Here is a 20129-nt window from a genome sequence, read left to right as displayed (position 1 = left end):
CGCAGCCGGCTAAGCCGGTCCTTATCATTTGGCAAACTTACGGATCGAAAATTTCCGGAAAGCAGCGCCTTATGAAAAGAGGGAAACCAAGAATTTTGCAAGCCCTTGTCAAATTTTACAATTTCTACGCGATTCGTGCGCGTATGTGACAACCCCTCCCCCGAGCCTTGGCCTCATAGAGCGCATTATCAGTAATTTCTGCTATATTATCATAGTTCCTCAGGTCCTGAGCCGGGATCAACACCCATCCCGCCGAGGCACCGATGCCACAGGTTTTTCCTTCGATTTCGATCGGGGTCCCGATTTCAGCGATCAGACCGTCCAGACGTTTCCCCAGATCGACGTCGGTCACGTTGTGCAGAAGCAGGGTAAATTCGTCGCCCCCGCAACGGGCCAGAATGTCATCAGGGCGCGTGTGTTTGCGCAGCAGATCGGCCACGAGGCGCAGAACCTGATCGCCCGCACTGTGACCCAGCCCGTCATTTACAGCTTTGAACCGGTCCAGATCCATGAGCACAAGCGCGACATCACAGGGGTGGCGGCGCAATTTCGTGACCGCGTTTTCCAGCCCACGACGGTTAAGCAGGCCAGTTAGTGCGTCGGTGTGGGAATCGGATTCGGCCCTTTGACGCGCGGACTGAAGGCGGCGGGTCACGTCGGTGGCGGCCTTCATGGCGAGCGCGTTTGCCTCAATCAGGTAGAGCAGCTCGACCGCCAGATCGGTCGGTGGGAAATCCCGCTGGGTCAGGTTGTAGGTCGCAACCGCATCCTGCATGGACAGGCCAAAGGACAGGTTCAGCACCGCCCCCTGAGGCACGGGGAAAAGCGCGCCTTTTAGGCGGATTTGCGGATGCCGCTTGGGCGAAAGGAGCAGCCGCCCTGCCCCCGCGCGGATCAGTCCCGAGGCATCGGTAATTCCGGTAGGGCGCCGCATTTCAAAGAGGTCCGTGACGCTCTGACCAATCGGATCGGGAAGGATTTTCCGGCAGGTGGGGCCGGCGCCAGTCACCACGCCCTGGACGTCCAGAATGGCGTGCAGGGGACACAGTTGGTCCAGCAGTTCGGGGAATTGAAACGGCACAGTGGTTTAGCCCGCGCGCAAGGTGAATTCGCGCCCCGCAGTAAAGGACATGTCGATCAGGCGGACCTCGAGCGCCTCGGCATTCTCCGCGTCCATCGAATCGATCAGGACCAGCACGCCGTATTCGTCTGCCATCGCTCGCAGGACACCGCGCACCACGTCCATGTACCCGGGCCAGAGGCGCGCGCCCCGCACGATGAAGAGGTCTGGCTGGCGTTCCTCGACCGTCAGGGGGGGCATCCGGAAATCCGGAACCGCGAGGGCGATGCGGTCCGCCAGATCGTCCAGTGCATAGAGGAAATCGACAAAACTATCGCCGGAAAAGCGCAGCAGCCGCCGCGTGGCCACCGCCGAATCCGACGCGCCAGAGATCAGGGCACATCCCAAATCCTCGAGCATCTCGCCTTCGGGGCGGCGCAGCACGCGGCAGGCGGCGCGCAGGATCGCTTGGGTCAGGTCGTCGTCATAGTCCAGAAGGGGCTCGAACCTTTGTTCGGGCAGCGTGGCTTGCGCGCAGACGCGTTGCCACATGGCGTCGCCATAAGTGTCCCGAACAAAGCATTCGATCGCGCAATTTACCAAGCCGTGCATTCTTGCCTCCGTTTTCCAGAGGGTGCGGCAAGGGGCCTTAACCGGCCCCTAACAGGTAAAATTGCGTGGATTTTTGCGGAAGGTTACCGCTGGGTTTCCAGCTCGGGCCACAGGTCTTGTTGGGTTAACCAATCGGGAAGGAATCCGATATCCGGCAGCACCACATCCGCATGGGGCGACAGATCGGGGCCACTGGCCATGCCGGTCAGCACGCCGATACAGCGCATGCCCGCCGCGCGCCCCGCATGTAGGTCGTGCAGACTGTCGCCGATCATCACCACTTCGGACGGGTCCAGACCGTGCTGATCGGCAAAGGCCAAGAGCTGACCGGGCTGCGGTTTTCCGCCAAACCCGCTGTCGAAACCAGCGACGAAATCGAACTCTTCCAGCACGCCAGCCTTAACCAAATGGGCCCGCGCGGGGTGTTCGGCGTCATTGGTTGCGACGCCCAGCTTCAGGCCGCGCGCCCGCAGTTCGGCCAGCAACGGCGCTAGCGGCACAGCCTCGACCTGAGGGGCCACGGCGGCGGCCGCGTTCATGCGATCAAGCAGCTCGGCGTCGGGGACATCGGGGACGAAGGGCTTGATATAGCTGGCCACTTCCTCGGCCGTGCCTGCGATCACGGGGCTTTCGGGGTGAAAGGTCCGGTGGGCGTAATCAAAGCCCAGCGCGCCCCCCAGAAAGGCGGCCTTGGGCGCGTCGCCCCCCACCAGATCGGTCAGAAAATCATAGGCCCAAACGGCCCAGGTGGCGTTAAAATCGAATAACGTTCCGTCCTTGTCGAACAGAATGCCCTTAACCTTTGCCGTCATGTCCAATGTACCTGCTCTCCTCCGGGCAGGGCCTGACGCGCGCGCAGCGGCATGTCATAGGCAAGGCCTGCCTTATTACAGAACTGAACGACCCAAGCGTCATCCATCGTAATGAAATCCAGCACGGCCCCCAGAAATTCCGGGTCGCCCATCTTGGTGCGCAGATCGTCGGGGCTGGCCCCGCTGGAGCCCATGAAGATGCCCAAAAGCTCGTCCTGAGTGGCGAGCCAGGCCAGAGCCTTGATTGCCAAAACCTCTGCAGCGGCGCTGTTCATTCAAATTCCTCCGATATTGGAAAGAAAAATTTAACCTGCATTACCGATAAAGAAATGACCAGCAAACAGGCAGAGAGTGGCATGTCATGTCCGGACGTATCCTTGTCATCGATGATGTGGCGATTAACAGGATCATGCTCGAGGTACGCCTGTCGCAACTGTCCTATCAGGTCGCCTTGCACGGTTCTATTGGCGAAATCCGCGAGGCCGCGCCCGTGGACGCGGTGATCGTGGCGGGGCGCTGTCTGGCGGGGGCGCCTGCGGCGATGCTGGCCGATTTGCGGGGGCGGCTGGGGCAGCCCCATGTGCCGGTCATGGCGATTCTGGCCGAGACCGGCCCCCTGAGCGTGGCCGATGCGCTGGCCGCCGGAGCCGACGACGCGATCCAGTCGGGGGGCAATCCCGCCGAGATGGTCGCGCGCCTGCGCGGCCTGACCCGCCGCGCCTGTTTCGAGGCCGAAGGCAGCCTGCCCTCGGGGTGGCATTGGGGGCTGGCGACGGGGGCGGCGAAAGCCGCGCCGGTGCTGGTGGTGGGCGCGACCCGCGCGGTGGCGCAGGACTATGCCAGCGCCCTGACCGGCGGCTGGGAGGGGCGGATCATCGCCCGGGCCTGGACCGAAGCCGCCGAGCCCTTTGGCACCGGCACACCGCCCGAAGTGGTGGTGCTGTGCGCCAGTGACGAGCACCCCTTTCCGGCGGCGCATACCCTGATCGAACTGCGCTCGGGGCGGCGCACGAACACCGCGGCGGTGCTGGGGGTCTTTGACGGTGCCTTGGAAAAGCAGGCGCTGGAGCTGCTGAACATGGGGGCGGACGATCTGTATCTGGGGGCCACCGACCCGCGCGAGATCGGCCTGCGGATTGGCGGACTGATGGCCCGCCAAGCGCGGCTCAGGGCGCAGCAGACCGCGCTGCGTCAGGGCTATGCGGAATCGCTGACCGATCCGTTGACCGGATTGCAGAACCGGCGGGGCGCCCTGCCCGCCTTGGCCCGCGCCAGTGAGCGAGCGCGGCGGAACGGTGGGGCTTTGGCGCTGATGGTAGCCGATCTGGACCACTTCAAACGGATCAACGACAGCTACGGTCACGGGGCGGGCGACACAGCTCTGATCGAGATTTCGCGCCGTTTGCACGCGGCCATCCCCGACGCCCCCGTTCTGGCCCGCATGGGCGGCGAGGAATTCCTGATCGCAGTCGAGGTGAACGACATCGCCGACGCCACCGCGCTGGCCGAGGAAATGCGGCACGCGATCGCCTCGGTTCCGGTGGCGCTGGGGGCGGATGCGCCCGAGGTCGCGCTAACCATTTCCGTGGGCGTCCAACTGTTCCGCGACGGGCTCTCGGGCATGGAAAGGGCGCTGACCGAAGCGGACAGCGCCCTGTATCTGGCCAAGAACAATGGCCGTAACCAAGTAAGTTGCAGCAGCGTTAACGCGGCTTGAAATCGTCTTTGTGACCGTCCTTGTGGTCGTCTTTGTCGAACCCCTTGGACAGGCGCTTTTCCAGACGGTCCGCATAGTCCTGACGTTCCGCAGACGACATGCCGCCAATGATGCGGATCAGGGCCGCGTCACCGGCACGGCGACCATCCTCGAACCGCTGGGACACGGTCTCGATGTGGCTTTGGAAGGCGGCGCTGTCAAAGGGCTCGGCGCGGATCAGGGTGATCATCTGCTGCGCATCGGCCATGAACGTCTCGCGCGAGGGGCGCTTGTCAAAGGCGCCGCGCATGGCATCCCCGAACTCGCGGCGATGCTCTTCGTTGAGGGACCGCACAAAGCCCCCCACGCCGGGCATGCCCCCATCGGGCGGCGGCGGGCCGTCAAAGGTCGCGACCATCCCGATCGCGCCGGCGATCACCGCAAAGTTCAGGGCCAGCGATCCCGCGAGCAGCGCCTTGATCCAGCGCGGAGTACCCGAGGCGTTCACGACGGGCTTTTGCAAATCGACCATTCTTATTGGTCTCCTTCGATCATCAGCGCGGCGTAATCGTCCATCGCATTCAAGTAGGTGGTTTCGTAGCTGCTGTCGCTTTGGGTCAGCGCGCTGCTGACGTTCTGCAACATGGCGGGCGGGCTGATGCCGATCCACAGGCCCGCGACGGTCGCGGTGCCCAGACCGGCCAGACCGGACCAGCCGCCAATGGCGTTCATGAACTGGTCCCAAAGCGAGGGCTTGGGTGCCAGCACGGGCGCGGCGGTCATGATGCCGGGGGCCTGAGGCTGCAGGCGCGCTGCATCCCCCAGCACGCGGGCCAACAGATCATCCGACGGGTCGGCCGTGTGCTTGCGGGACGCGCTGAACCAGAGTTCCAGGTCCAAGCTGTCGTCTTTGTCATTCATCGACATATCCCAGTTCCTCTCGTCTGCCCTGAAGGATCTTGGTCAGGGCGCGTTTCCCGCGGGCGATCAGGCTCTCGACGGCCTCGACCCCGCAATCCAGAATTTCGGCGATCTCGGGGTTGGACAACCCCTCCAGATGGCGCAGGGCGACGGCCTGTCTTTGGCGGTCGGGCAACTCCATCAGGGCGTTATTCAGGGCCTCGGCGCGGGCGGCCTCTTGCATGGCCTCGCCTGCGCTGGGGGTTTCGTCTTCGGGCTCGGGCGCGGCGTCCAAGGGGACATTGCGGCGGCGGCGCAGACGGTCGGTACACAGGTTGGCGGTCACGCGGTACATCCACGTCGTCACCTGCGCCTCTCCGGCGCGCCAATCGGGGGCAATCTTCCACAGGCGCAACATGGCCTCCTGGGCCACGTCTTCGGCTTCGGCCTGATCCTTGAGCACACGGGCGGCGTGGGCCAGAACCCGCGGCAAGAACCGCTGTGTCAGCACGTGGGCAGCCAGCGGATCACCCTTGGCATAAAGCACCAAGAGCGCCTCGTCCGAAAGCTCGCTCACTGCGTCATAAGGCATATTCATACAGCCCTGATTACCCTGATCCTGCCGTTCCCGGCAACGGGTGGCGCACCGGAATGCGCCACCAAGTCTTTTCAATTAGTTGCAGCGCGGCATCTGCTGGTTGCCGTCCTGACCTTTGCCGTGGTGGTCATCGGGCTTGCCGCAACCGTTGCGGGGGCCTTTGCCGTCTTTGCCGCCGCGGGGGCCGTCGCCGTCACGCATCATGTGCTGATCCATGGCTGCAAACTCTTCGGCCGAGATGGTGCCGTTGCCGTCCTTGTCCATCTTCTTGATCATGTCAGCGTCGTTCGGCGCGTTTTTGGCCATTTCCTCGGGGGAGATGGTGCCGTTCTTGTCGGCGTCAAAACGCTCCAGCATGCGGGTCTTCATGTTCTCCGCGCGCTGCGCTTCCATGTGCGCGATCATCTCTTCGGGGCTCAGGGCACCATCTTTGTTGGTGTCGGCTTCGGCGAATTTCGCGGTACGGAATGCAGCGAATTCTTCGGCCGAGATCTGGCCGTCACCGTTGGTGTCCAGCTCCGCGAATGCGGGGCGTGCGCCGTGGCCCATCATGCCTTCGGGGCGCGCCTGAGCTGCGGATGCCATGAGCATGCCGCTGGTTGCAAGACCCATCAGTGCCAGAGCAATTTTGGTCGAAGTCTTGGTCATACTGTTCGTCCTTCCAGTTTCCATTTTACAGTTTGGCCTCGAACCGCAGCAGGTGGCCTCAACACCCGCCGTGTTCATCAAGTCAAACGCGGCAGCACCGGAGTTCCGTCGAAAATAATCACAGGTTTATGCGTAAACCCTGCCATCCTTCGCGACATGGAGCCGCAAGGACAACGCGCACCCTTTCACTTTGGACGCTAACGTATCATGGTCGCCCGACATTCAGCGCGAACGAGGATGGAATGTCTGAAAACCCCAAAGTGGACGCCGGTGAGGAGCGCCCGCTCTACCCGTCTTTATGGAAAGGCTGGCGCCGCAAATGCCCCAACTGTGGCAGCGGTCCGATGCTCAAGGGCTATCTCAAGGTGCGGGACACCTGCCCGGTCTGTAACGAGGAACTGCACCACCAGCGTGCGGATGACGGCCCTGCTTATCTGACGATTCTGATCGTCGGTCACATCATGGCGCCGACCCTGCTGATCGCCTTTGAAACCTGGCGCCCCGATCCGCTGGTGCTGTTCACGATCTTTGCGGTTGGCTGTGTGGCCTTGTCGCTCTACCTTCTGCCCAGGCTCAAGGGCGCGCTGGTCGCGCTGCAATGGTCCAAGCGGATGCACGGCTTCGGCCACGTAAAAGGATAAGGCTATTTCGACGGAAATCGACAAAACCGCCATTCGTGACGCCGCCACTGTGATTGTGGTGCGTGACCGGTCCACAGCGCCCCGTATCCTGATGGGGCAGCGCGGGGCCACTGCCGCGTTTATGCCGTCGAAGTTTGTGTTTCCGGGCGGGGCGGTCGATGCCGCCGACGCCGCTGTACCTTTGGCCATGCCGCTGCCCGCGTCCTGCGCGGCGCGGCTGGCCGAACAAACCACCCCCACCGTTGCCCATGCGCTGCCCGTCGCCGCAATCCGCGAGCTGTGGGAGGAAACTGGGCTGATCCTTGGGGCCGCCGGAGCATGGGACGGGGATGTGCCCGCCGACTGGCAGGGCTATGCCGCCCGCGGGTTCCTGCCCGCCGCCGATGCGATGGAATTCGTCTTCCGCGCCATCACGCCGCCGGGTCGCCCTCGCCGTTTCGACGCGCGGTTCTTTTTGATTGATGCGGATGCGCTGGCCACCGATCCCGACGATTTCTCGGCCGCCAGTGATGAGCTGAGCCACCTGCAGTGGATCCCCCTGCCAGAGGTGCGCCGCTTTGACTTGCCCTTTATCACCGAGGTCGTGCTGGCCGAAATCGGGGCCCGCCTTGGTGGCGGCCCTGTGCCGGACAGCGTGCCGTTCTACCGTGATCGGGACGAGGACATCCACTTTGCCCGTTTGGGCGGAGCCAGCCCCCTTAGCTGACCAGAACCAGCACCACCACACTGGCGCCGATCGTCGCGATCCCGAGGATTTCGCGCAGGGTTAACCGTTCGCCGAAAATGACGCGGCCCACAAAGATGCTCAGGATCAACTCGACCTGACCGACCGCGTTCACCAGACCTGCGGCCTGCAGGGTAAACGCCGTGAACCAGCTGAGCGAGCCGAACAGGCTCATGACCCCGATCAGGCCCGCGCGGCGCCATGCGGCCAGCACTTTGCCGATCTGCGCGCGGTCCCGCAGGCCCAGCCAGATCAGCATCGCGACCGTCTGGAACAGCGTCACCAGCGCCAGCGATACCGAGGACCGCAGGAACGGATCATCGCTGATCACCGACAAGGTCGCCCCGCGATAGGTCACGCCGGAAATCGCGAACAGCAGCCCCGAGCCAAGGCCCAGCGCCACCGCCGTGCTGTCCCATCCCGCGCCCTTGGCCGTTTTGGACAGCAGCAGCACCCCCGCCAGACCGACCAGCACCGCGCCCATCGCGGGCCACGACACCACGTCCCCCAGCACCAGAAGGCCCACGATGACCGACAGGATCACCTCGGTTTTCTTGAAGGTCATGCCGACCGCAAAGTTCCGCCGCCCCAGCAGCATCACCGTCATCAGCGTGGCAAGGATTTGCGAGACACCGCCGACCGCCCCATGCACCCAGAACGACGGGGCCATCTGCGGCCAGTCAAATCCGCGCATCTGCTGGTAAATCAGCGTGATCGCCAGCGCGAACGGGAACGAATAGATGAACCGCGCAAAGGTCGCGCCAGCGGCGCTGAGTTCACGCGCGCTCAGCCGCTTTTGCAGTACGAACCGCAGCGTCTGGAACGTCGCCGCGGCAAAGGTGATCAGAATCCATGCATCCATAGCGCGATATTGCACCGCGCCCGTGCCGCCACCAGCAAAAACAGGGCCCGAAGGCCCCGCATTGGATCAGAACGGCAGCGGGTGCTGTTTATGCACCGCGTCGATTTCCTTGAACAGCTCCTCGGGGAGGTGCAGATCGTGGGCCCCCAGAACCTCTTCGAGCTGGTCCATGCTGGTCGCCCCGATGATGACCGAGCACATGCCCGGACGGTCGCGCACCCATGCCAGCGACATCTGCACCAGGCTGAGGCCGTATTTGTCCGCCAGCTTCTGATAGGCGTCCACGGCATCGAACACGCGGTCGGTCTTGCGCCCGCCAAGGTCACCGTTGATCGCCATGCGCGAGCCCGCAGGCACCTGCCCGTTCTGGTATTTGCCGGAAAGCAGCCCCGCCGCGAGCGAGGTATAGGACAAGAGCCCCACATCCTCGTTCACGCAGACCTCTGCCAGATCGGTGTCGAAATAACGGGCCAGCAGCGAATATTCGTTCTGGATCGAGGCCACGCGCGGGCCCTTGCCCGCCTCGGCGTGCTGGACCCATTTTGTGGTGCCCCACGCGGTTTCGTTGGACAGGCCGAAATGCTTGATCTTGCCTTCGTCGACCAGCTTTTGCAGGGCGCCAAGGCAATCTTCCATGTTCTGGCGCGTCTCTTCCGCGTTCTGCTTGGACGGATCGTAATCCCACAGTTTGCGGAAGTGATAGCTGCCGCGGTTCGGCCAGTGGAACTGATAGAGATCGATCACATCGGTCTTCAGACGCTTCAGCGAGTTTTCGACCGCCTGCGGGATACTTTCTGCCGTAATCGGCGCGCCGTCACGGGCGAAGGAACCGGCGCCGCTGTGCTTGGTCGCCAAGATCAGTTCATCGCGGCGGCCGGTCTTTTCGAACCAGTTGCCAATGATCTGTTCGGTCACGCCGACGGTTTCAGCGCGCACGGGGTTCACGGGATACATCTCGGCGGTGTCGATGAAATTGATCCCCGCCTCGATCGCGCGCTCGATCTGCTGGTGGCCTTCGGCCTCGGTGTTCTGGGTGCCCCAAGTCATCGAGCCAAGGCAGAAAACACTCACATCAAGGCCGGTACGGCCCAGTGGTCTGGTCTTCATCGGGTAATCCTTTGTCTTTGCAATCGCTTGAGGCTCAAGATGCGTGGTCCCCGTCAAAACTCAACCCCCGCCCGTAGATTTACCGGATCGTGGAATAGCTTGCCCCCTCCGTCAGAATAGGTTTTCAGAACAAAAAGTGAACATATAATGAAAGCCATGGTGAATCACGCAAATCTTCTGGACCGGCGGCCCCATCGGGATGGACCGGAGCTGACCTTGGCCGGAGGGCTGAAGGTCGCGCGGGCCCGCGTCCACGAGATTTGCGGACATTCGCGGCGGGTGCTGGCACTGGATTGGGCGGGGCGCATGGACGGGCCGGTCATCTGGGTGCGCCCGAAATGGCTGCGCGATACGCTGTATCCGGCGGGGATCCTTCCGTGGTGCGATCCCTCGCGGATCATCACGGTGCAGGCGCCTCATGCCCGCGATATCCTGTGGGCGACCGAGGAATCCTTGCGCAGCGGGGCCGCCGCCGCCGTGGTGGCCGAGTTGACGGACCTGCCCGAAATCACCCCCGTGCGCCGCCTGCATCTGGCCGCCGAACGGGGCGCCGAGCGCGGCAAAGAGGCCCCCATTGGCATACTGCTGACCCCAGAGCGGGGCGGCGTCCCTGCCGTGGAAACCCGCTGGCACATCGCGCCGATCCCCACCAAGGGGCGCGATCCGGCGTGGCGGCTGGAGCGGGTGCGCGCCCGCATGGCCCCACCCGCTGCGTGGACGATGGTGCGGGGTGCGGACGGGATCACCCTGACCAGTGCCCCCACGCGCTGACAGGGACGCAAAAATCTGCGTGCCGATGTTAACCCGCCCGTCCGTTATGCTGGAACACCGCCCCTTCATGCGCTAAGGGAGGCCGGACAACAGAATTCTGGGGGCACCTCATGGCACGGCACCTGATTACTTCGGCCATTCCGTACATCAACGGCATCAAACACCTTGGCAACCTTGTGGGCAGCCAGCTGCCGGCGGACCTGTTCGCCCGCTACCAGCGCGGTCGCGGCAACGAGGTTCTGTTCCTGTGCGCCACCGACGAACACGGCACTCCCGCCGAGCTGGCCGCTGCCAAGGCCGGTAAACCCGTCGCCGAATACTGCGCCGAAATGCACGAGGTTCAGGCCAAGATCGCCGAAGGCTTCCGCCTGTCGTTCGACCACTTTGGCCGCTCGTCCTCGGACGCGAACCACAAGCTGACCCAGCACTTCGCAGGCCGTCTGGCCGAGGCTGGCCTGATCCGCGAAGTCAGCGAAAAACAGATGTACAGCCACGCCGATGGCCGCTTCCTGCCTGACCGCTATATCGAAGGCACCTGCCCCAACTGCGGCTTCGACAGCGCGCGCGGCGACCAGTGCGACAACTGCACCAAGCAGCTGGACCCCGTGGACCTGATCAACCCGCACTCGACCATCTCGGGCTCGACCGATCTGGAGATGCGCGAGACCAAGCACCTGTATCTGTGCCAGAGCCAGATGAAGGACCAGCTGGAGCAGTGGATCGACACCCGCGAGGGTTGGCCGGTTCTGACCACCTCGATCGCCAAGAAATGGCTGAACGACGGAGACGGCCTGCAAGACCGCGGCATCACCCGCGATCTGGACTGGGGTATCCCCGTCAAGAAGGGCGATCAGGATTGGGACGGCATGGAAGGCAAAGTCTTCTACGTCTGGTTCGACGCCCCCATCGAATACATCGCATGCTCGCAGGAATGGGTGGACGCTGGCAAAGGCGCGGACTGGGAACGCTGGTGGCGCACCGACAAGGGCGCGGACGACGTGACCTACACCCAGTTCATGGGCAAGGATAACGTGCCGTTCCACACCCTGTCCTTCCCCGCGACCATTCTGGGCTCGGGCGAGCCGTGGAAGCTGGTCGATTACATCAAGTCGTTCAACTACCTGAACTATGACGGCGGCCAGTTCAGCACCTCGCGCGGGCGCGGTGTGTTCATGGATCAGGCGCTGGAAATTCTGCCCGCCGACTACTGGCGCTGGTGGCTGCTGAGCCACGCACCGGAATCCTCGGACAGCGAATTCACCTGGGACAATTTCCAAGCCTCGGTGAACAAAGACCTTGCCGACGTGCTGGGGAACTTTGTCAGCCGCGTCACCAAATTCTGCCGCTCGAAGTTCGGCGAAGAGGTTCCCGCAGGTGGCGACGATCTGCCCGTTGATCAGGCGTTCATGGATGCCTTGGAGGCGAACATCCGCGCCTACGAGCAGTTCATGGAAGACAAAGAGGTCCGCAAGGCCGCCGGTGCCCTGCGCGCCATCTGGGTGATGGGCAACGAATACCTGCAAGAGGCCGCGCCGTGGTCGACCTTCAAGGAAGACCCCGAGAAGGCCGCAGGTCAGGTGCGTTTCGCCCTGAACCTGATCCCGCTGTACGCTGTGCTGTCCGCGCCCTTTATCCCCGATGCAGCAGACGCGCTGCTGACCGCCATGAAGGTTGACGCCGAATGGCCCGGCAGCGCCGCTGATGCGGTGAAGCGCCTGCCCGCCGGTCACGCCTTTGCGGTGCCGGACAACCTGTTCGCCAAGATCAGCGACGAACAGCGCGAGGATTGGCAACAGCGTTTCGCAGGCACCCGCACCTGATTTGCGGTTCTGACACGACGAACCGGATGCCACCCTCAAAACGGGTGGCATTTGCTTTAACGGGGCCCCGCGCCCCGCACTGACATAGAACGAAAGGCGTTTCCGATGACCAAGCGCGCGCCCTTGGCCAACTGGCTGAATGACACCAACGACGTGGTTGCCGTGTTTCTGGCGGCAGGCCAGATCCCCGACCTGATCAATCTGGCGGGCGGTCTGCCTGCGCCCGATGCGTGGCCGGTGGACCAGATTTCAGAACTGGCGGGCCGCGTGGTGCGCGATTACCCGACCGAGACGCTGACCTATAGCCCCGTGCCCGGCCTGCCCTATCTGCGCGACATTCTGGCGGCGCGGTACAGCACCGAAAACAGCCCTCTGACCCGTGACAACGTGCTGATCACCACGGGCGGCGCGCAGGGTCTGGACCTGATCGGCAAGGTGCTGCTGGAGCCCGGCGCGCTGATCGCCGCCCAAAGCCCCGCCTACCTAGGCGCGCTGGATGCGTGGCGCCCACGCACGCCCCGCTATAACCCGATGAAGCTGGAGGCCGAGGGCTTTGATCCCAAGGCCGCGATGACCGGTGCACAGTTCGCCTATACGGTGCCCAACTTCTCGAACCCCAGCGGGCGTCTGGTGCCCGTCGCGCAGCGCCAACAGCTGATCGACGCCGCCCGCGAGACCGGCGCGTGGCTGGTCGAGGATGACCCCTACGGCAAGCTCTTCTATGACGGCGAGGCTCTGCCCTCGATGCTGGAGATGTGCGGCGACGGCAGCCCCTATGATGGCCCCGTGATCTATCTGGGCACCGTATCCAAGGAGTTGGCCCCCGGTCTGCGGATCGGCTGGATCATCGCCGCCCCCGAGATGATCAAGGCGCTGGCCACCGCCAAACAAGGCTCTGACATGTTCAGCAGCGGCCTTTGCCAGATGGTCGCCGCCAAAGCGTTCGAAGAGGGCGTGGCGGACACGGCCCTGCCTGGCATTCTGGACCTCTACCGTGCCCGCCGCGATGCCCTGTGCGCCGCAATGGACGAACACCTGAGCGACCTGATGACATGGGAGAAACCCAGCGGCGGCATGTTCGTCTGGGCCAAGATGAAGAACCTCGCGATCAGCACCGATGCCCTGATGAAGGCCGGTCTGGATCAGGGTGTCTGCATCTCTCCCAGCAGCGTGTTCGACCCCGAAGGGAAGGATCAGTCGTCTCTGCGGATCAATTTTACCCTCAACACGCCGGAAAAACTGACCGAGGGCGTGCGCCGTCTGGCCGCCACCATCCGCCAGATGGCCTAACGGCCGCAGGAAGTGTTTTTGCAAAGCCCCGCCTTCATCGGCGGGGCTTTTTGCTGTGGGGATGCGGCCTTGCGCCGCCGGTCCCCGCCATTTGTTATATCGATAACTAACCTTTTTCGCAGACCGACCCCCTGCTTAAGCGGCTATGTGCAAGGGGCGTTCGGCATTAGGATATGTGCCAATCCGACGAAAACCCGGATGCTGGTAACGTAATGAATACCCTTTTCCCCCAAAGTTCCGACAAACGGCGGCCGCTTGGCCGCATCCAAACCAAACGAAAACGGGGCGTTCATTCCGCCTCAGGGAGGGAAAACTTGAAACATCACCTGAGCGCCGCTGCGCTGATCGCCCTACTGCCTGCTGCCGGTATCGCCGCTGACGCCTGCACCGGCTATGGCCCGCAAACCCCGCGCGACATCTCTATGAAAGAGGGGAACAACCACCGCCTGTTCAACATGGCGCCGCCGCCCTCGCAGATGAACCTGTGCAACATCCACACCCACACCAACGCCGAACACAAGGGCCCCGGTTTCTCGGTCTCGGCGGGCAAGGGCGAAGATGGCGGCTGGAAGTGTAACGAAAGCGGCGAGCTGAACGCGGCCGAGTTGGAAGATCCCTTTGGCGGACACGGTCCCTTTGGCGGCGTGAAACCTGGCGATACGATCGAGGTGCACTGGGTCTATTCCTCGTGCGAGGTTGCGCCGGGCGAAGGTCTGGGGTCCTGCATGTCCGAAAGCTGCACCAACCCGCAGCTGCGCGTGGAAAGCCAGGTCTTTCTGGTCGTGAACAACCGCTATGCGCTGGATTTCCGCACCTACGACTTCCACGGCAAGCAGGTGGATGGCTACTACCAGCCCGATGCCCTGCCCACCAACACCGGCACCCCCGTTGTGTTCGCAGGCTCGACCACTGGCCCCAAATACACCGAACAGCAATGCTCGCCCCTTCAGGTGACATGGTCCGTGCGCCCGACCTGTGCTCAGGTCGATATCTCGTCCCTGCACGCCTGGGCCGAAGAGAACAAGTTCAACGAACACCACTCGCACGGCGTGCGCCAGATCGTGACGAACCCCGATCTGCTCGCTCCCATCAACTAAAGCAAAAGGGGCCGGATTTCCGGCCCCTTTTCGCTATCCCTGTAGAAGGTTCAGGAACTGGGACTGTACCTTCATCCCCTGCCCCAGCATCGCCTGCGCGGCGTTCAGCATGATCCTGCTTTGCGCATAGTGGCTGACCTCCTTGGCCATATCCGCCCCCATGATATACGCGTGGCTGCTCTCCAGATTGGTCTGAAGCCGCCCCAGCCCCCGCGTTAACGAATCCAAGGTATTCTGCGTCGCACCCAACCGTCCGCGGCCCGTCTCGACCCGCGCGATCGAGTGATCCAGAATGGAAACCGCCTTCATCGCGCCCTCTGCGGTGCTCAGGTCCACGGAGCCGAGGCTTTCAAAGGTGCTGTTCTTCAGATCACCCTCGACAAAGCCCTGCCCCGCGCCGGTATTGGCGGTCTGCATGATGCTGATATTCTCGTGCCCCAGCAGGGACAGCCGCCCCGTGATCGTGGCCCCGAGGTTCCCACCACTTTCCAGAACGCCCGTGTGGATGCCGCTGGTCGCCCCTGCGTCCGCGCCATCCTCTAGCGCGGTTAATTCCAGCCGCGCACCATCGGAGCTCTGGAAGTCCGAGAGGCTGATATTGTTTCCCCGCGCATCCGTCAGGGTCAGACTGGTCCGAGAGGAATCAAGGCTGGCCGTCACACCCGTCCGGTTGGACTGGGCATTGAGCTGGCTGCTCAGGTTTGTCAGATCCCCATCGCCCCCGACGATGCCCCCCACGGAGACACCGTTCAGCTTGAACTCCATATTGCCCGCCGCCAGCGAGGTCAGCTTCACCTGCGTGGTCGCGATCAGCTCTACCCCCGCCGCGGCCAAACTCTCGCCGCCATTCGAGCGCAGCTTGTCCGCCAGTTGCCGCGCGGACATGCCCTGCTCCAGCGTCGCTTCGGCGGTTTTGCCAAGGCTGTTTACCCGAAATACCGCCCCGCTCTGGATCGGCCCCGTGGCCACGCCCGCGCCGGTGGTAAAGCTCATCGAGGCTTCGGTGCCATTGCTGAACCGGCCGATATCCGGCAGCTGAATGGAGCGGATGCTGATGTTCAGAGACTTGTCGTCTCCCGCGCCCAAAGTCAGTTGCTTGTCCGAGAATGACCCATCCACCAGAAACCGCGCAGCAAGGTTACCGCCGGTGGTCTCTTGGCGGTACTGGGTCAACAAATTCTGCGCCTGATCGTTAATGGAAAAGCGTTCGTTCCCCGAGTTCACACCGTTCGCAGATTGCAGCGCCAACACGCGCATGGACTGAAGGATGTCGATCGCGCCCGTATGGATCGTCTCAGCCGTCCCAAGGAATCCCCCAAAATCCCCGATATTCCTGATGCCTTGAGCAACTGCAGTGATCTCTCCGCGCAGCTTCGCTGCGCCCGAGACACCGGCAACGTCGTCCCCAGCCTTGTTAATCCTTTCACCAGTCTGAAGGGATTCCATAGATTTGGAGCGATCCTGATCCGCAGCAGAGATCGCCTGCAATGCAATGTTCACGGCCCCTGCCGATCCCGAATTGATCATGTCCCTCTGCCCCTCTGCTAGAAATCAGAAACTGGTCGCTGACGACTCCAACGGACGGGTTTAAGTTTTTGTTTAGGGATATTTGGGAGGAACTACTTTTTTGGCTGGTTCTCCATGCTAGTGACGGCTATGCGATCAATCTGTAAGCAGTGCATCCAGCCCCTGATGCAGTGGCAGTGACCTGCCACTGAACATTCATCCAATGGCGATATGAGCCTGAAGGGTGTTTACGCCGATTGGCGCGGGTTGAGCAATCGCCCGTCGCGCGGAGCTTTCATCCCGCGCAGCGGGGCGGGCGATTGCGCGGTTTAGAGTTCGGGCATATTCCGCAGGCGTGCGGTAATCCAACGCGGAATGAGGGCGCTCCGTATTGTAATCGGCGGCCCATGCAGCGATCACCGCGCGGGTGTGTGCCAGATTGCGGAACATCGTCTCGTTCAATAGCTCGTCACGCATGCGGCCGTTAAAGCTCTCTACAAATCCATTCTGCATTGGCTTTCCTGGCGCGATATAATGCCATTCAATTTGGTTCTCGGCACACCACCGCAGGATAGCATTAAAAGTTAGTTCGCTTCCGTTATCGCTGACAATCATCCTGGGCTTTCCCCGCCGAACGATGATGGTGGTCAATTCACGTGCCACGCGACGCCCCGAGATCGAGGTGTCAGGTATTGCAGCCAGGCATTCCCGCGTCACATAATCGACGACATTCAGCACGCGAAACCGTTGGCCATTGGCAAACTGGTTGTGGACGAAATCCAATGACCAGCGTGCGTTTGGCCGCGCTTCGATCAGGATCGGTGCCCGCGTCCCGATCGCTTTGCGGCGGGCTTTGCGTTTACGGAACGTCAATCTCTCTTTGCGGTAGAGGCGATAAATCCGGTTGATGCCCGAAGGCTCTCCTTCACGGCGCAACAACACGAACAGGCGGCGCCTTACGGCGATTGCACGCAATCGCCTACCGGCCAATGGATAGCCAAACCGTCTCCGCTCGTTGGCCAACTCCCGCAACCGGCCGCGAAGGCCGTATCCGGTGCTCGCTGCGCAACATACCGGACCATCTTCCGGTCCGCGCCCGCAATCCGGCATGCCCGCCGTTCCGAGAAGCAGAACTGGCTTCTCAGCTGCGCGACGGCCTCGCGCTTAACAGCGGGCGTCACCGTTCGGGCATTTTTTTCGAACCAGTGGCGTTCATGCCCTCACGTTGAAGCCAACTCACGCATCGCTGCTAGATCTAGCATCTGCTCGGCCAGTAGCTTCTTCGTAACCGATGTCTGCGCGCCACATTGAGCTGAGGTTTATGCGATGCGAGATCATTCCTGTTTGATAACGGGGAGTGCGTTTCGCAGTGTGCGCGATAAAATCGTTTCTCATTTCATTGGGCGTGGAATTTCATCCTTCGGGTCATCGGACTTGGTCCGAAGAAGCAAAGGCGCAATCGGTCGCGGAGACGCTGGAGCCTGGTGCTACGGTCAAGGCTGTGGCTGAACGCTATGGGGTGCTTGCGAACCAATTATCGGCGTGGCGTCGGGCTGCGAAGGACGGCGAACTTCTTCTGCCATCTCGGGCTGAGGATGAAGCCGTTTTTGCGCCCTTGGTGATCTGTGATCGCGTAAAGCCGGAAGCAAAACCGGACTTTGGCACTGTCTCGGACACTCTGCGCATCAGGATAGGGGATGTTTGCCTGGAGCTGCCCCTCGATGCCGAGGCCAGCAGGATCGCCGAGATGGTGCAGGCGTTGAGGGCCAGCCCGTGTTGATGCCGTCTGAGGGCGTTCGCATCCTGATCGCGACGAAGCCCGTCGACTTCCGTAAGGGGCATGACGGGTTGGCGGCGCTGGTCCAATCGGCTTTGGCCGAGGACCCGTTCACCGGAACCGTGTTCGTCTTTCGGGCCAAGCGCGCGGACCGGATGAAGATCCTGTACTGGGACGGCAGCGGACTGGTGATGGCGTACAAGCGCCTGGAGGATCACGAGTTCACCTGGCCCGCGATCCGTGACGGGGCGATGACCCTGCACCGCGCCCAATTCGAGGCGCTGTTTGTGTGCCTTGATTGGCGGAAGGTCAGGGCGCTCTAGACCCGCAGGCCGGAGTGCGCCGAGTAAAAGAAACTCAACAATACCGTGCAATTACAGGTGGATCAGGGTAGTATCAGGGCATGTCCAGCACCCCGATCCTCGACCTTTCCGCCAGCCCCGAAGAACAGCGCGCCGCTGTTCTTGCGGTGCTGCAGGAACGGGATGCGCTGAAGGTCTCGAACCAGCGGCTCGAGCATTTGGTGGCCGAACTGTAGCAGCTCGTGCATGGCAAGAAATCGGAAAAACTGACCAAAGACGAACGGCAATTGGCCTTCGAGGATCTGGAAACCGCCGTCGACGAGGTTGAAGCGCAGCAGGACGCCAGCATACCCGCGGGCGCCCCTGCGCGCAAACCGGCCCGCCGCAATCGGGGCAACCTGCCAGCCGAACTGCCGCGCTTCGAACAGATGATCGAACCGTAAATGCTGGACTGTCCCTGTGGCTGCGGGGCCATGCACCGCTTTGGCGAGGACCGCACAGAATGCTTGGACATCGTGCCTGCGCAAGTGCGCGTGATCGTCACGGTGCGTCCCAAATATGCTTGCCGTGCTTGCACCAACGTTGTCAGCTAGGCCCCTGCGCCCGCCCACCTGATCGAGGGCGGATTGCCCACCGAGGGCGCCATCGCTGATGTGCCGATCTGCAAATTCTCGGACCATTTGCCTTTATATCGGCTGAGTCAGATCCTGGCCAGATCCGGCATCGACATAGAGCGCAGCACCTTGGCCGATTGGGTCGGGACCGCTACCTTCCAGCTGGCGCCGGTGGTGGACAGGCTTTCCGAGCATCTGAAGGCATCGGGCAAGCTCTTTATGGACGAAACAACCGCCCCAGTGCTGGATCCGGGGCGGGGCAAAACCAAAACCGGCTATCTCTGGGCTATGGCGCGCGACGATCGCGGTTGGGGTGGAGAGGACCCGCCCGGCGTGGTCTTTACCTATGCGCCAAACCGCGCAGGCAAAAATGCAGAGCAAATCCTGCAGGGCTTTGACGGCACCCTGCAGTTGGACGGCTATTCCGGCTAGGACCGCCTGATGCGCCCCTGTCGCACGGGCGGGGCACCGATCAAGGTCGCCCATTATTGGGCGCACGCGCGCCGGAAGCTCAAGGAAATCTTCGACCATGACGGTTCGCAAATCGCGGCCGAAGGCTTGCACCAGATCGCAGAGTTCTACCGGATCGAAGCGGAAATTCGAGGTATGGGACCGGGCCAGCGCCTCTCGGCGCGGCAAGCCCGCACCGCACCACACCCTTGGTCGCAGCCTTCGGAGAATGGCTGCAAGCACAACGCCTGCGTATCTCGGCCAAGTAACGGCTGGGTGAGAAGCGGACCTACATCCACCGCCACTGGGACGGTCTGCAAACCTTCCTGTCCGATGGCCGCATCGAGATCGTCTCCAACGCTGTCGAAAACCTCATTCGCCCCATCGCCCTCACCAGAAAGAACGCACTCTTTGCCGGTCATGACGAAGGTGCCAGGGCTTGGGGCCGCATCGCCTCCCAAATCGCGACCGCCAAAGTCAACGATGTCGAACCCTTCGCCTAGCTCAAGGCAACCCTCGAAGCTATCGCCGCTGGCCACCCGAAAAGCCGCATCGACGAATTGCTGCCCTGGAACGTCAAGCCCGCAAGCTGAACTCCCGTGAGGTGCAGACACCGCTGACGCTTCTTCAACTTGGCATTCTCGTCTTCGAGTGTCTTCAGCCGCTTGGCTTCAGACACAGTCATCCCGCCAAACTTGGCCTTCCAGTTGTAGAAAGTGCCTTCGGCCATGCCGTGCTTGCGGCAAAGGTCAGCGCATTTTGCGCCGGCCTCATGCACAGCCAAAAATACCGATGATCTGTTCGTCCGTAAATCGTGTGCGCTTCATAATCTGTCCTCAAAT

At 62.4% G+C, this 20129-nt stretch carries 20 protein-coding genes and 3 pseudogenes; 10 read left to right on the top strand and 13 right to left on the bottom strand.

Features of this window, described 5'->3' with window-relative positions:
• Nucleotides 1-124: 124 nt before the first annotated feature.
• The 4 genes from HJ536_RS21225 to HJ536_RS15645 all read right to left on the bottom strand — a co-directional run bounded on the left by HJ536_RS21225 (nt 125) and on the right by HJ536_RS15645 (nt 2759).
• Nucleotides 125-1081, bottom strand: coding sequence for a diguanylate cyclase domain-containing protein (locus HJ536_RS21225; protein ID WP_177158433.1), 957 nt, complete (start codon nt 1079-1081; stop codon nt 125-127).
• 6 nt (nt 1082-1087) lie between these two features.
• Complete coding sequence (locus HJ536_RS15655; RefSeq protein ID WP_176855718.1) at nt 1088-1672, bottom strand: heme NO-binding domain-containing protein; 585 nt, start codon at nt 1670-1672, stop codon at nt 1088-1090.
• Between the two features lie 83 nt (nt 1673-1755).
• Nucleotides 1756-2484 carry an HAD family hydrolase gene (locus HJ536_RS15650; RefSeq protein WP_177158432.1) on the bottom strand — a complete coding sequence of 243 codons (729 nt, stop codon included), beginning with the start codon at nt 2482-2484 and terminating at the stop codon, nt 1756-1758.
• The gene (locus tag HJ536_RS15645; protein ID WP_177158431.1) at nt 2481-2759 is read right to left on the bottom strand and encodes a DUF3572 domain-containing protein; all 279 of its coding nucleotides are present in this window, start codon (nt 2757-2759) and stop codon (nt 2481-2483) included. The genes HJ536_RS15650 and HJ536_RS15645 overlap by 4 nt, the downstream gene beginning before the upstream one ends.
• Nucleotides 2760-2845: 86 nt before the next feature.
• On the opposite strand from HJ536_RS15645, the gene HJ536_RS15640 reads away from it, so the two are divergent.
• Nucleotides 2846-4201 (top strand): GGDEF domain-containing protein, encoded by a 1356-nt coding sequence (locus HJ536_RS15640; protein ID WP_177158430.1) that lies wholly within the window; start codon nt 2846-2848, stop codon nt 4199-4201.
• On the opposite strand, the gene HJ536_RS15635 is transcribed toward HJ536_RS15640, so the two are convergent.
• From HJ536_RS15635 to HJ536_RS15620, 4 genes are all read right to left on the bottom strand, one after another.
• A complete protein-coding gene (locus HJ536_RS15635; RefSeq protein ID WP_177158429.1) occupies nt 4188-4712 on the bottom strand; it encodes a periplasmic heavy metal sensor in 525 nt (174 codons plus the stop codon). The two genes, HJ536_RS15640 and HJ536_RS15635, sit on opposite strands and share 14 nt — an antisense overlap.
• 2 nt (nt 4713-4714) lie before the next feature.
• Entirely contained in the window at nt 4715-5101 is a 387-nt protein-coding gene (locus HJ536_RS15630) for a hypothetical protein (RefSeq protein WP_177158428.1), read from the bottom strand.
• Complete coding sequence (locus tag HJ536_RS15625; protein ID WP_176855712.1) at nt 5094-5678, bottom strand: RNA polymerase sigma factor; 585 nt, start codon at nt 5676-5678, stop codon at nt 5094-5096. Before HJ536_RS15625 ends, HJ536_RS15630 begins: the two co-directional genes overlap by 8 nt.
• 75 nt (nt 5679-5753) lie before the next feature.
• Complete coding sequence (locus HJ536_RS15620) at nt 5754-6326, bottom strand: EF-hand domain-containing protein (protein WP_176855711.1); 573 nt, start codon at nt 6324-6326, stop codon at nt 5754-5756.
• A 242-nt stretch (nt 6327-6568) separates the two neighbouring features.
• Here HJ536_RS15620 and HJ536_RS15615 point away from each other — a divergent pair, with 242 nt between their 5' ends.
• Entirely contained in the window at nt 6569-6967 is a 399-nt protein-coding gene (locus HJ536_RS15615) for a DUF983 domain-containing protein (protein WP_177158427.1), read from the top strand.
• A gap of 58 nt (nt 6968-7025) precedes the next feature.
• Nucleotides 7026-7673, top strand: coding sequence for an NUDIX hydrolase (locus HJ536_RS15610; RefSeq protein ID WP_338082448.1), 648 nt, complete (start codon nt 7026-7028; stop codon nt 7671-7673).
• Here the strand turns inward: HJ536_RS15610 and HJ536_RS15605 are convergent.
• Both HJ536_RS15605 and HJ536_RS15600 read right to left on the bottom strand, forming a co-directional pair.
• Nucleotides 7666-8553, bottom strand: coding sequence for an EamA family transporter (locus HJ536_RS15605; RefSeq protein WP_177158426.1), 888 nt, complete (start codon nt 8551-8553; stop codon nt 7666-7668). The two genes, HJ536_RS15610 and HJ536_RS15605, sit on opposite strands and share 8 nt — an antisense overlap.
• Before the next feature lie 66 nt (nt 8554-8619).
• The gene (locus HJ536_RS15600) at nt 8620-9660 is read right to left on the bottom strand and encodes an aldo/keto reductase (protein WP_177158425.1); all 1041 of its coding nucleotides are present in this window, start codon (nt 9658-9660) and stop codon (nt 8620-8622) included.
• A gap of 147 nt (nt 9661-9807) precedes the next feature.
• On the opposite strand from HJ536_RS15600, the gene HJ536_RS15595 reads away from it, so the two are divergent.
• The 4 genes from HJ536_RS15595 to HJ536_RS15580 all read left to right on the top strand — a co-directional run bounded on the left by HJ536_RS15595 (nt 9808) and on the right by HJ536_RS15580 (nt 14638).
• The gene (locus HJ536_RS15595) at nt 9808-10431 is read left to right on the top strand and encodes an ImuA family protein (protein ID WP_228028752.1); all 624 of its coding nucleotides are present in this window, start codon (nt 9808-9810) and stop codon (nt 10429-10431) included.
• A gap of 110 nt (nt 10432-10541) precedes the next feature.
• Nucleotides 10542-12251, top strand: a complete 1710-nt coding sequence (gene metG / locus HJ536_RS15590) for a methionine--tRNA ligase (RefSeq protein WP_177158424.1) — start codon at nt 10542-10544, stop codon at nt 12249-12251.
• A 105-nt stretch (nt 12252-12356) separates the two neighbouring features.
• Nucleotides 12357-13541 (top strand): aminotransferase-like domain-containing protein, encoded by a 1185-nt coding sequence (locus HJ536_RS15585; protein ID WP_177158423.1) that lies wholly within the window; start codon nt 12357-12359, stop codon nt 13539-13541.
• A gap of 314 nt (nt 13542-13855) precedes the next feature.
• Nucleotides 13856-14638: a delta-class carbonic anhydrase gene (locus HJ536_RS15580; RefSeq protein WP_228028751.1), complete on the top strand. Its 783-nt coding sequence runs from the start codon at nt 13856-13858 to the stop codon at nt 14636-14638.
• Between the two features lie 33 nt (nt 14639-14671).
• Here the strand turns inward: HJ536_RS15580 and HJ536_RS15575 are convergent, their stop codons facing one another.
• Both HJ536_RS15575 and HJ536_RS15570 read right to left on the bottom strand, forming a co-directional pair.
• Nucleotides 14672-16165: a flagellin N-terminal helical domain-containing protein gene (locus HJ536_RS15575; protein WP_177158421.1), complete on the bottom strand. Its 1494-nt coding sequence runs from the start codon at nt 16163-16165 to the stop codon at nt 14672-14674.
• Between the two features lie 195 nt (nt 16166-16360).
• Nucleotides 16361-17427 (bottom strand): annotated as a pseudogene (locus HJ536_RS15570) (IS3 family transposase); the annotation flags it as partial.
• 74 nt (nt 17428-17501) lie between these two features.
• On the opposite strand from HJ536_RS15570, the gene tnpA reads away from it, so the two are divergent.
• The 3 genes and pseudogenes from tnpA to tnpC all read left to right on the top strand — a co-directional run bounded on the left by tnpA (nt 17502) and on the right by tnpC (nt 19880).
• Nucleotides 17502-17924, top strand: a complete 423-nt coding sequence (gene tnpA, locus HJ536_RS15565) for an IS66-like element accessory protein TnpA (protein WP_338082447.1) — start codon at nt 17502-17504, stop codon at nt 17922-17924.
• A complete protein-coding gene (gene tnpB, locus HJ536_RS15560) occupies nt 17924-18244 on the top strand; it encodes an IS66 family insertion sequence element accessory protein TnpB (protein WP_177158514.1) in 321 nt (106 codons plus the stop codon). Before tnpA ends, tnpB begins: the two co-directional genes overlap by 1 nt.
• Before the next feature lie 80 nt (nt 18245-18324).
• Nucleotides 18325-19880 (top strand): annotated as a pseudogene (gene tnpC / locus HJ536_RS21265) (IS66 family transposase).
• A 29-nt stretch (nt 19881-19909) separates the two neighbouring features.
• Here the strand turns inward: tnpC and HJ536_RS15550 are convergent.
• A pseudogene (locus HJ536_RS15550) lies at nt 19910-20114 on the bottom strand (transposase); the annotation flags it as partial.
• Nucleotides 20115-20129: the final 15 nt, after the last annotated feature.

The sequence above is a fragment of the Donghicola mangrovi genome, assembly GCF_013377535.1.
Taxonomy (GTDB): domain Bacteria; phylum Pseudomonadota; class Alphaproteobacteria; order Rhodobacterales; family Rhodobacteraceae; genus Donghicola; species Donghicola mangrovi.
This window is presented reverse-complemented; position numbering and strand designations above follow the sequence as displayed.

Excerpts from the sequence above, each read along its gene's own strand:
- HJ536_RS15655 (WP_176855718.1), bottom strand. The coding sequence starts at position 1,672 with ATGCACGGCTTGGTAAATTGCGCGATCGAATGCTTTGTTCGGGACACT.
- HJ536_RS15650 (WP_177158432.1), bottom strand. The coding sequence starts at position 2,484 with ATGACGGCAAAGGTTAAGGGCATTCTGTTCGACAAGGACGGAACGTTA.
- HJ536_RS15645 (WP_177158431.1), bottom strand. The coding sequence starts at position 2,759 with ATGAACAGCGCCGCTGCAGAGGTTTTGGCAATCAAGGCTCTGGCCTGG.
- HJ536_RS15640 (WP_177158430.1), top strand. The coding sequence starts at position 2,846 with ATGTCCGGACGTATCCTTGTCATCGATGATGTGGCGATTAACAGGATC.
- HJ536_RS15635 (WP_177158429.1), bottom strand. The coding sequence starts at position 4,712 with ATGGTCGATTTGCAAAAGCCCGTCGTGAACGCCTCGGGTACTCCGCGC.
- HJ536_RS15630 (WP_177158428.1), bottom strand. The coding sequence starts at position 5,101 with ATGAATGACAAAGACGACAGCTTGGACCTGGAACTCTGGTTCAGCGCG.
- HJ536_RS15625 (WP_176855712.1), bottom strand. The coding sequence starts at position 5,678 with ATGAATATGCCTTATGACGCAGTGAGCGAGCTTTCGGACGAGGCGCTC.
- HJ536_RS15620 (WP_176855711.1), bottom strand. The coding sequence starts at position 6,326 with ATGACCAAGACTTCGACCAAAATTGCTCTGGCACTGATGGGTCTTGCA.
- HJ536_RS15615 (WP_177158427.1), top strand. The coding sequence starts at position 6,569 with ATGTCTGAAAACCCCAAAGTGGACGCCGGTGAGGAGCGCCCGCTCTAC.
- HJ536_RS15605 (WP_177158426.1), bottom strand. The coding sequence starts at position 8,553 with ATGGATGCATGGATTCTGATCACCTTTGCCGCGGCGACGTTCCAGACG.
- HJ536_RS15600 (WP_177158425.1), bottom strand. The coding sequence starts at position 9,660 with ATGAAGACCAGACCACTGGGCCGTACCGGCCTTGATGTGAGTGTTTTC.
- HJ536_RS15595 (WP_228028752.1), top strand. The coding sequence starts at position 9,808 with ATGAAAGCCATGGTGAATCACGCAAATCTTCTGGACCGGCGGCCCCAT.
- metG (WP_177158424.1), top strand. The coding sequence starts at position 10,542 with ATGGCACGGCACCTGATTACTTCGGCCATTCCGTACATCAACGGCATC.
- HJ536_RS15585 (WP_177158423.1), top strand. The coding sequence starts at position 12,357 with ATGACCAAGCGCGCGCCCTTGGCCAACTGGCTGAATGACACCAACGAC.
- HJ536_RS15575 (WP_177158421.1), bottom strand. The coding sequence starts at position 16,165 with ATGATCAATTCGGGATCGGCAGGGGCCGTGAACATTGCATTGCAGGCG.
- tnpB (WP_177158514.1), top strand. The coding sequence starts at position 17,924 with ATGCCGTCTGAGGGCGTTCGCATCCTGATCGCGACGAAGCCCGTCGAC.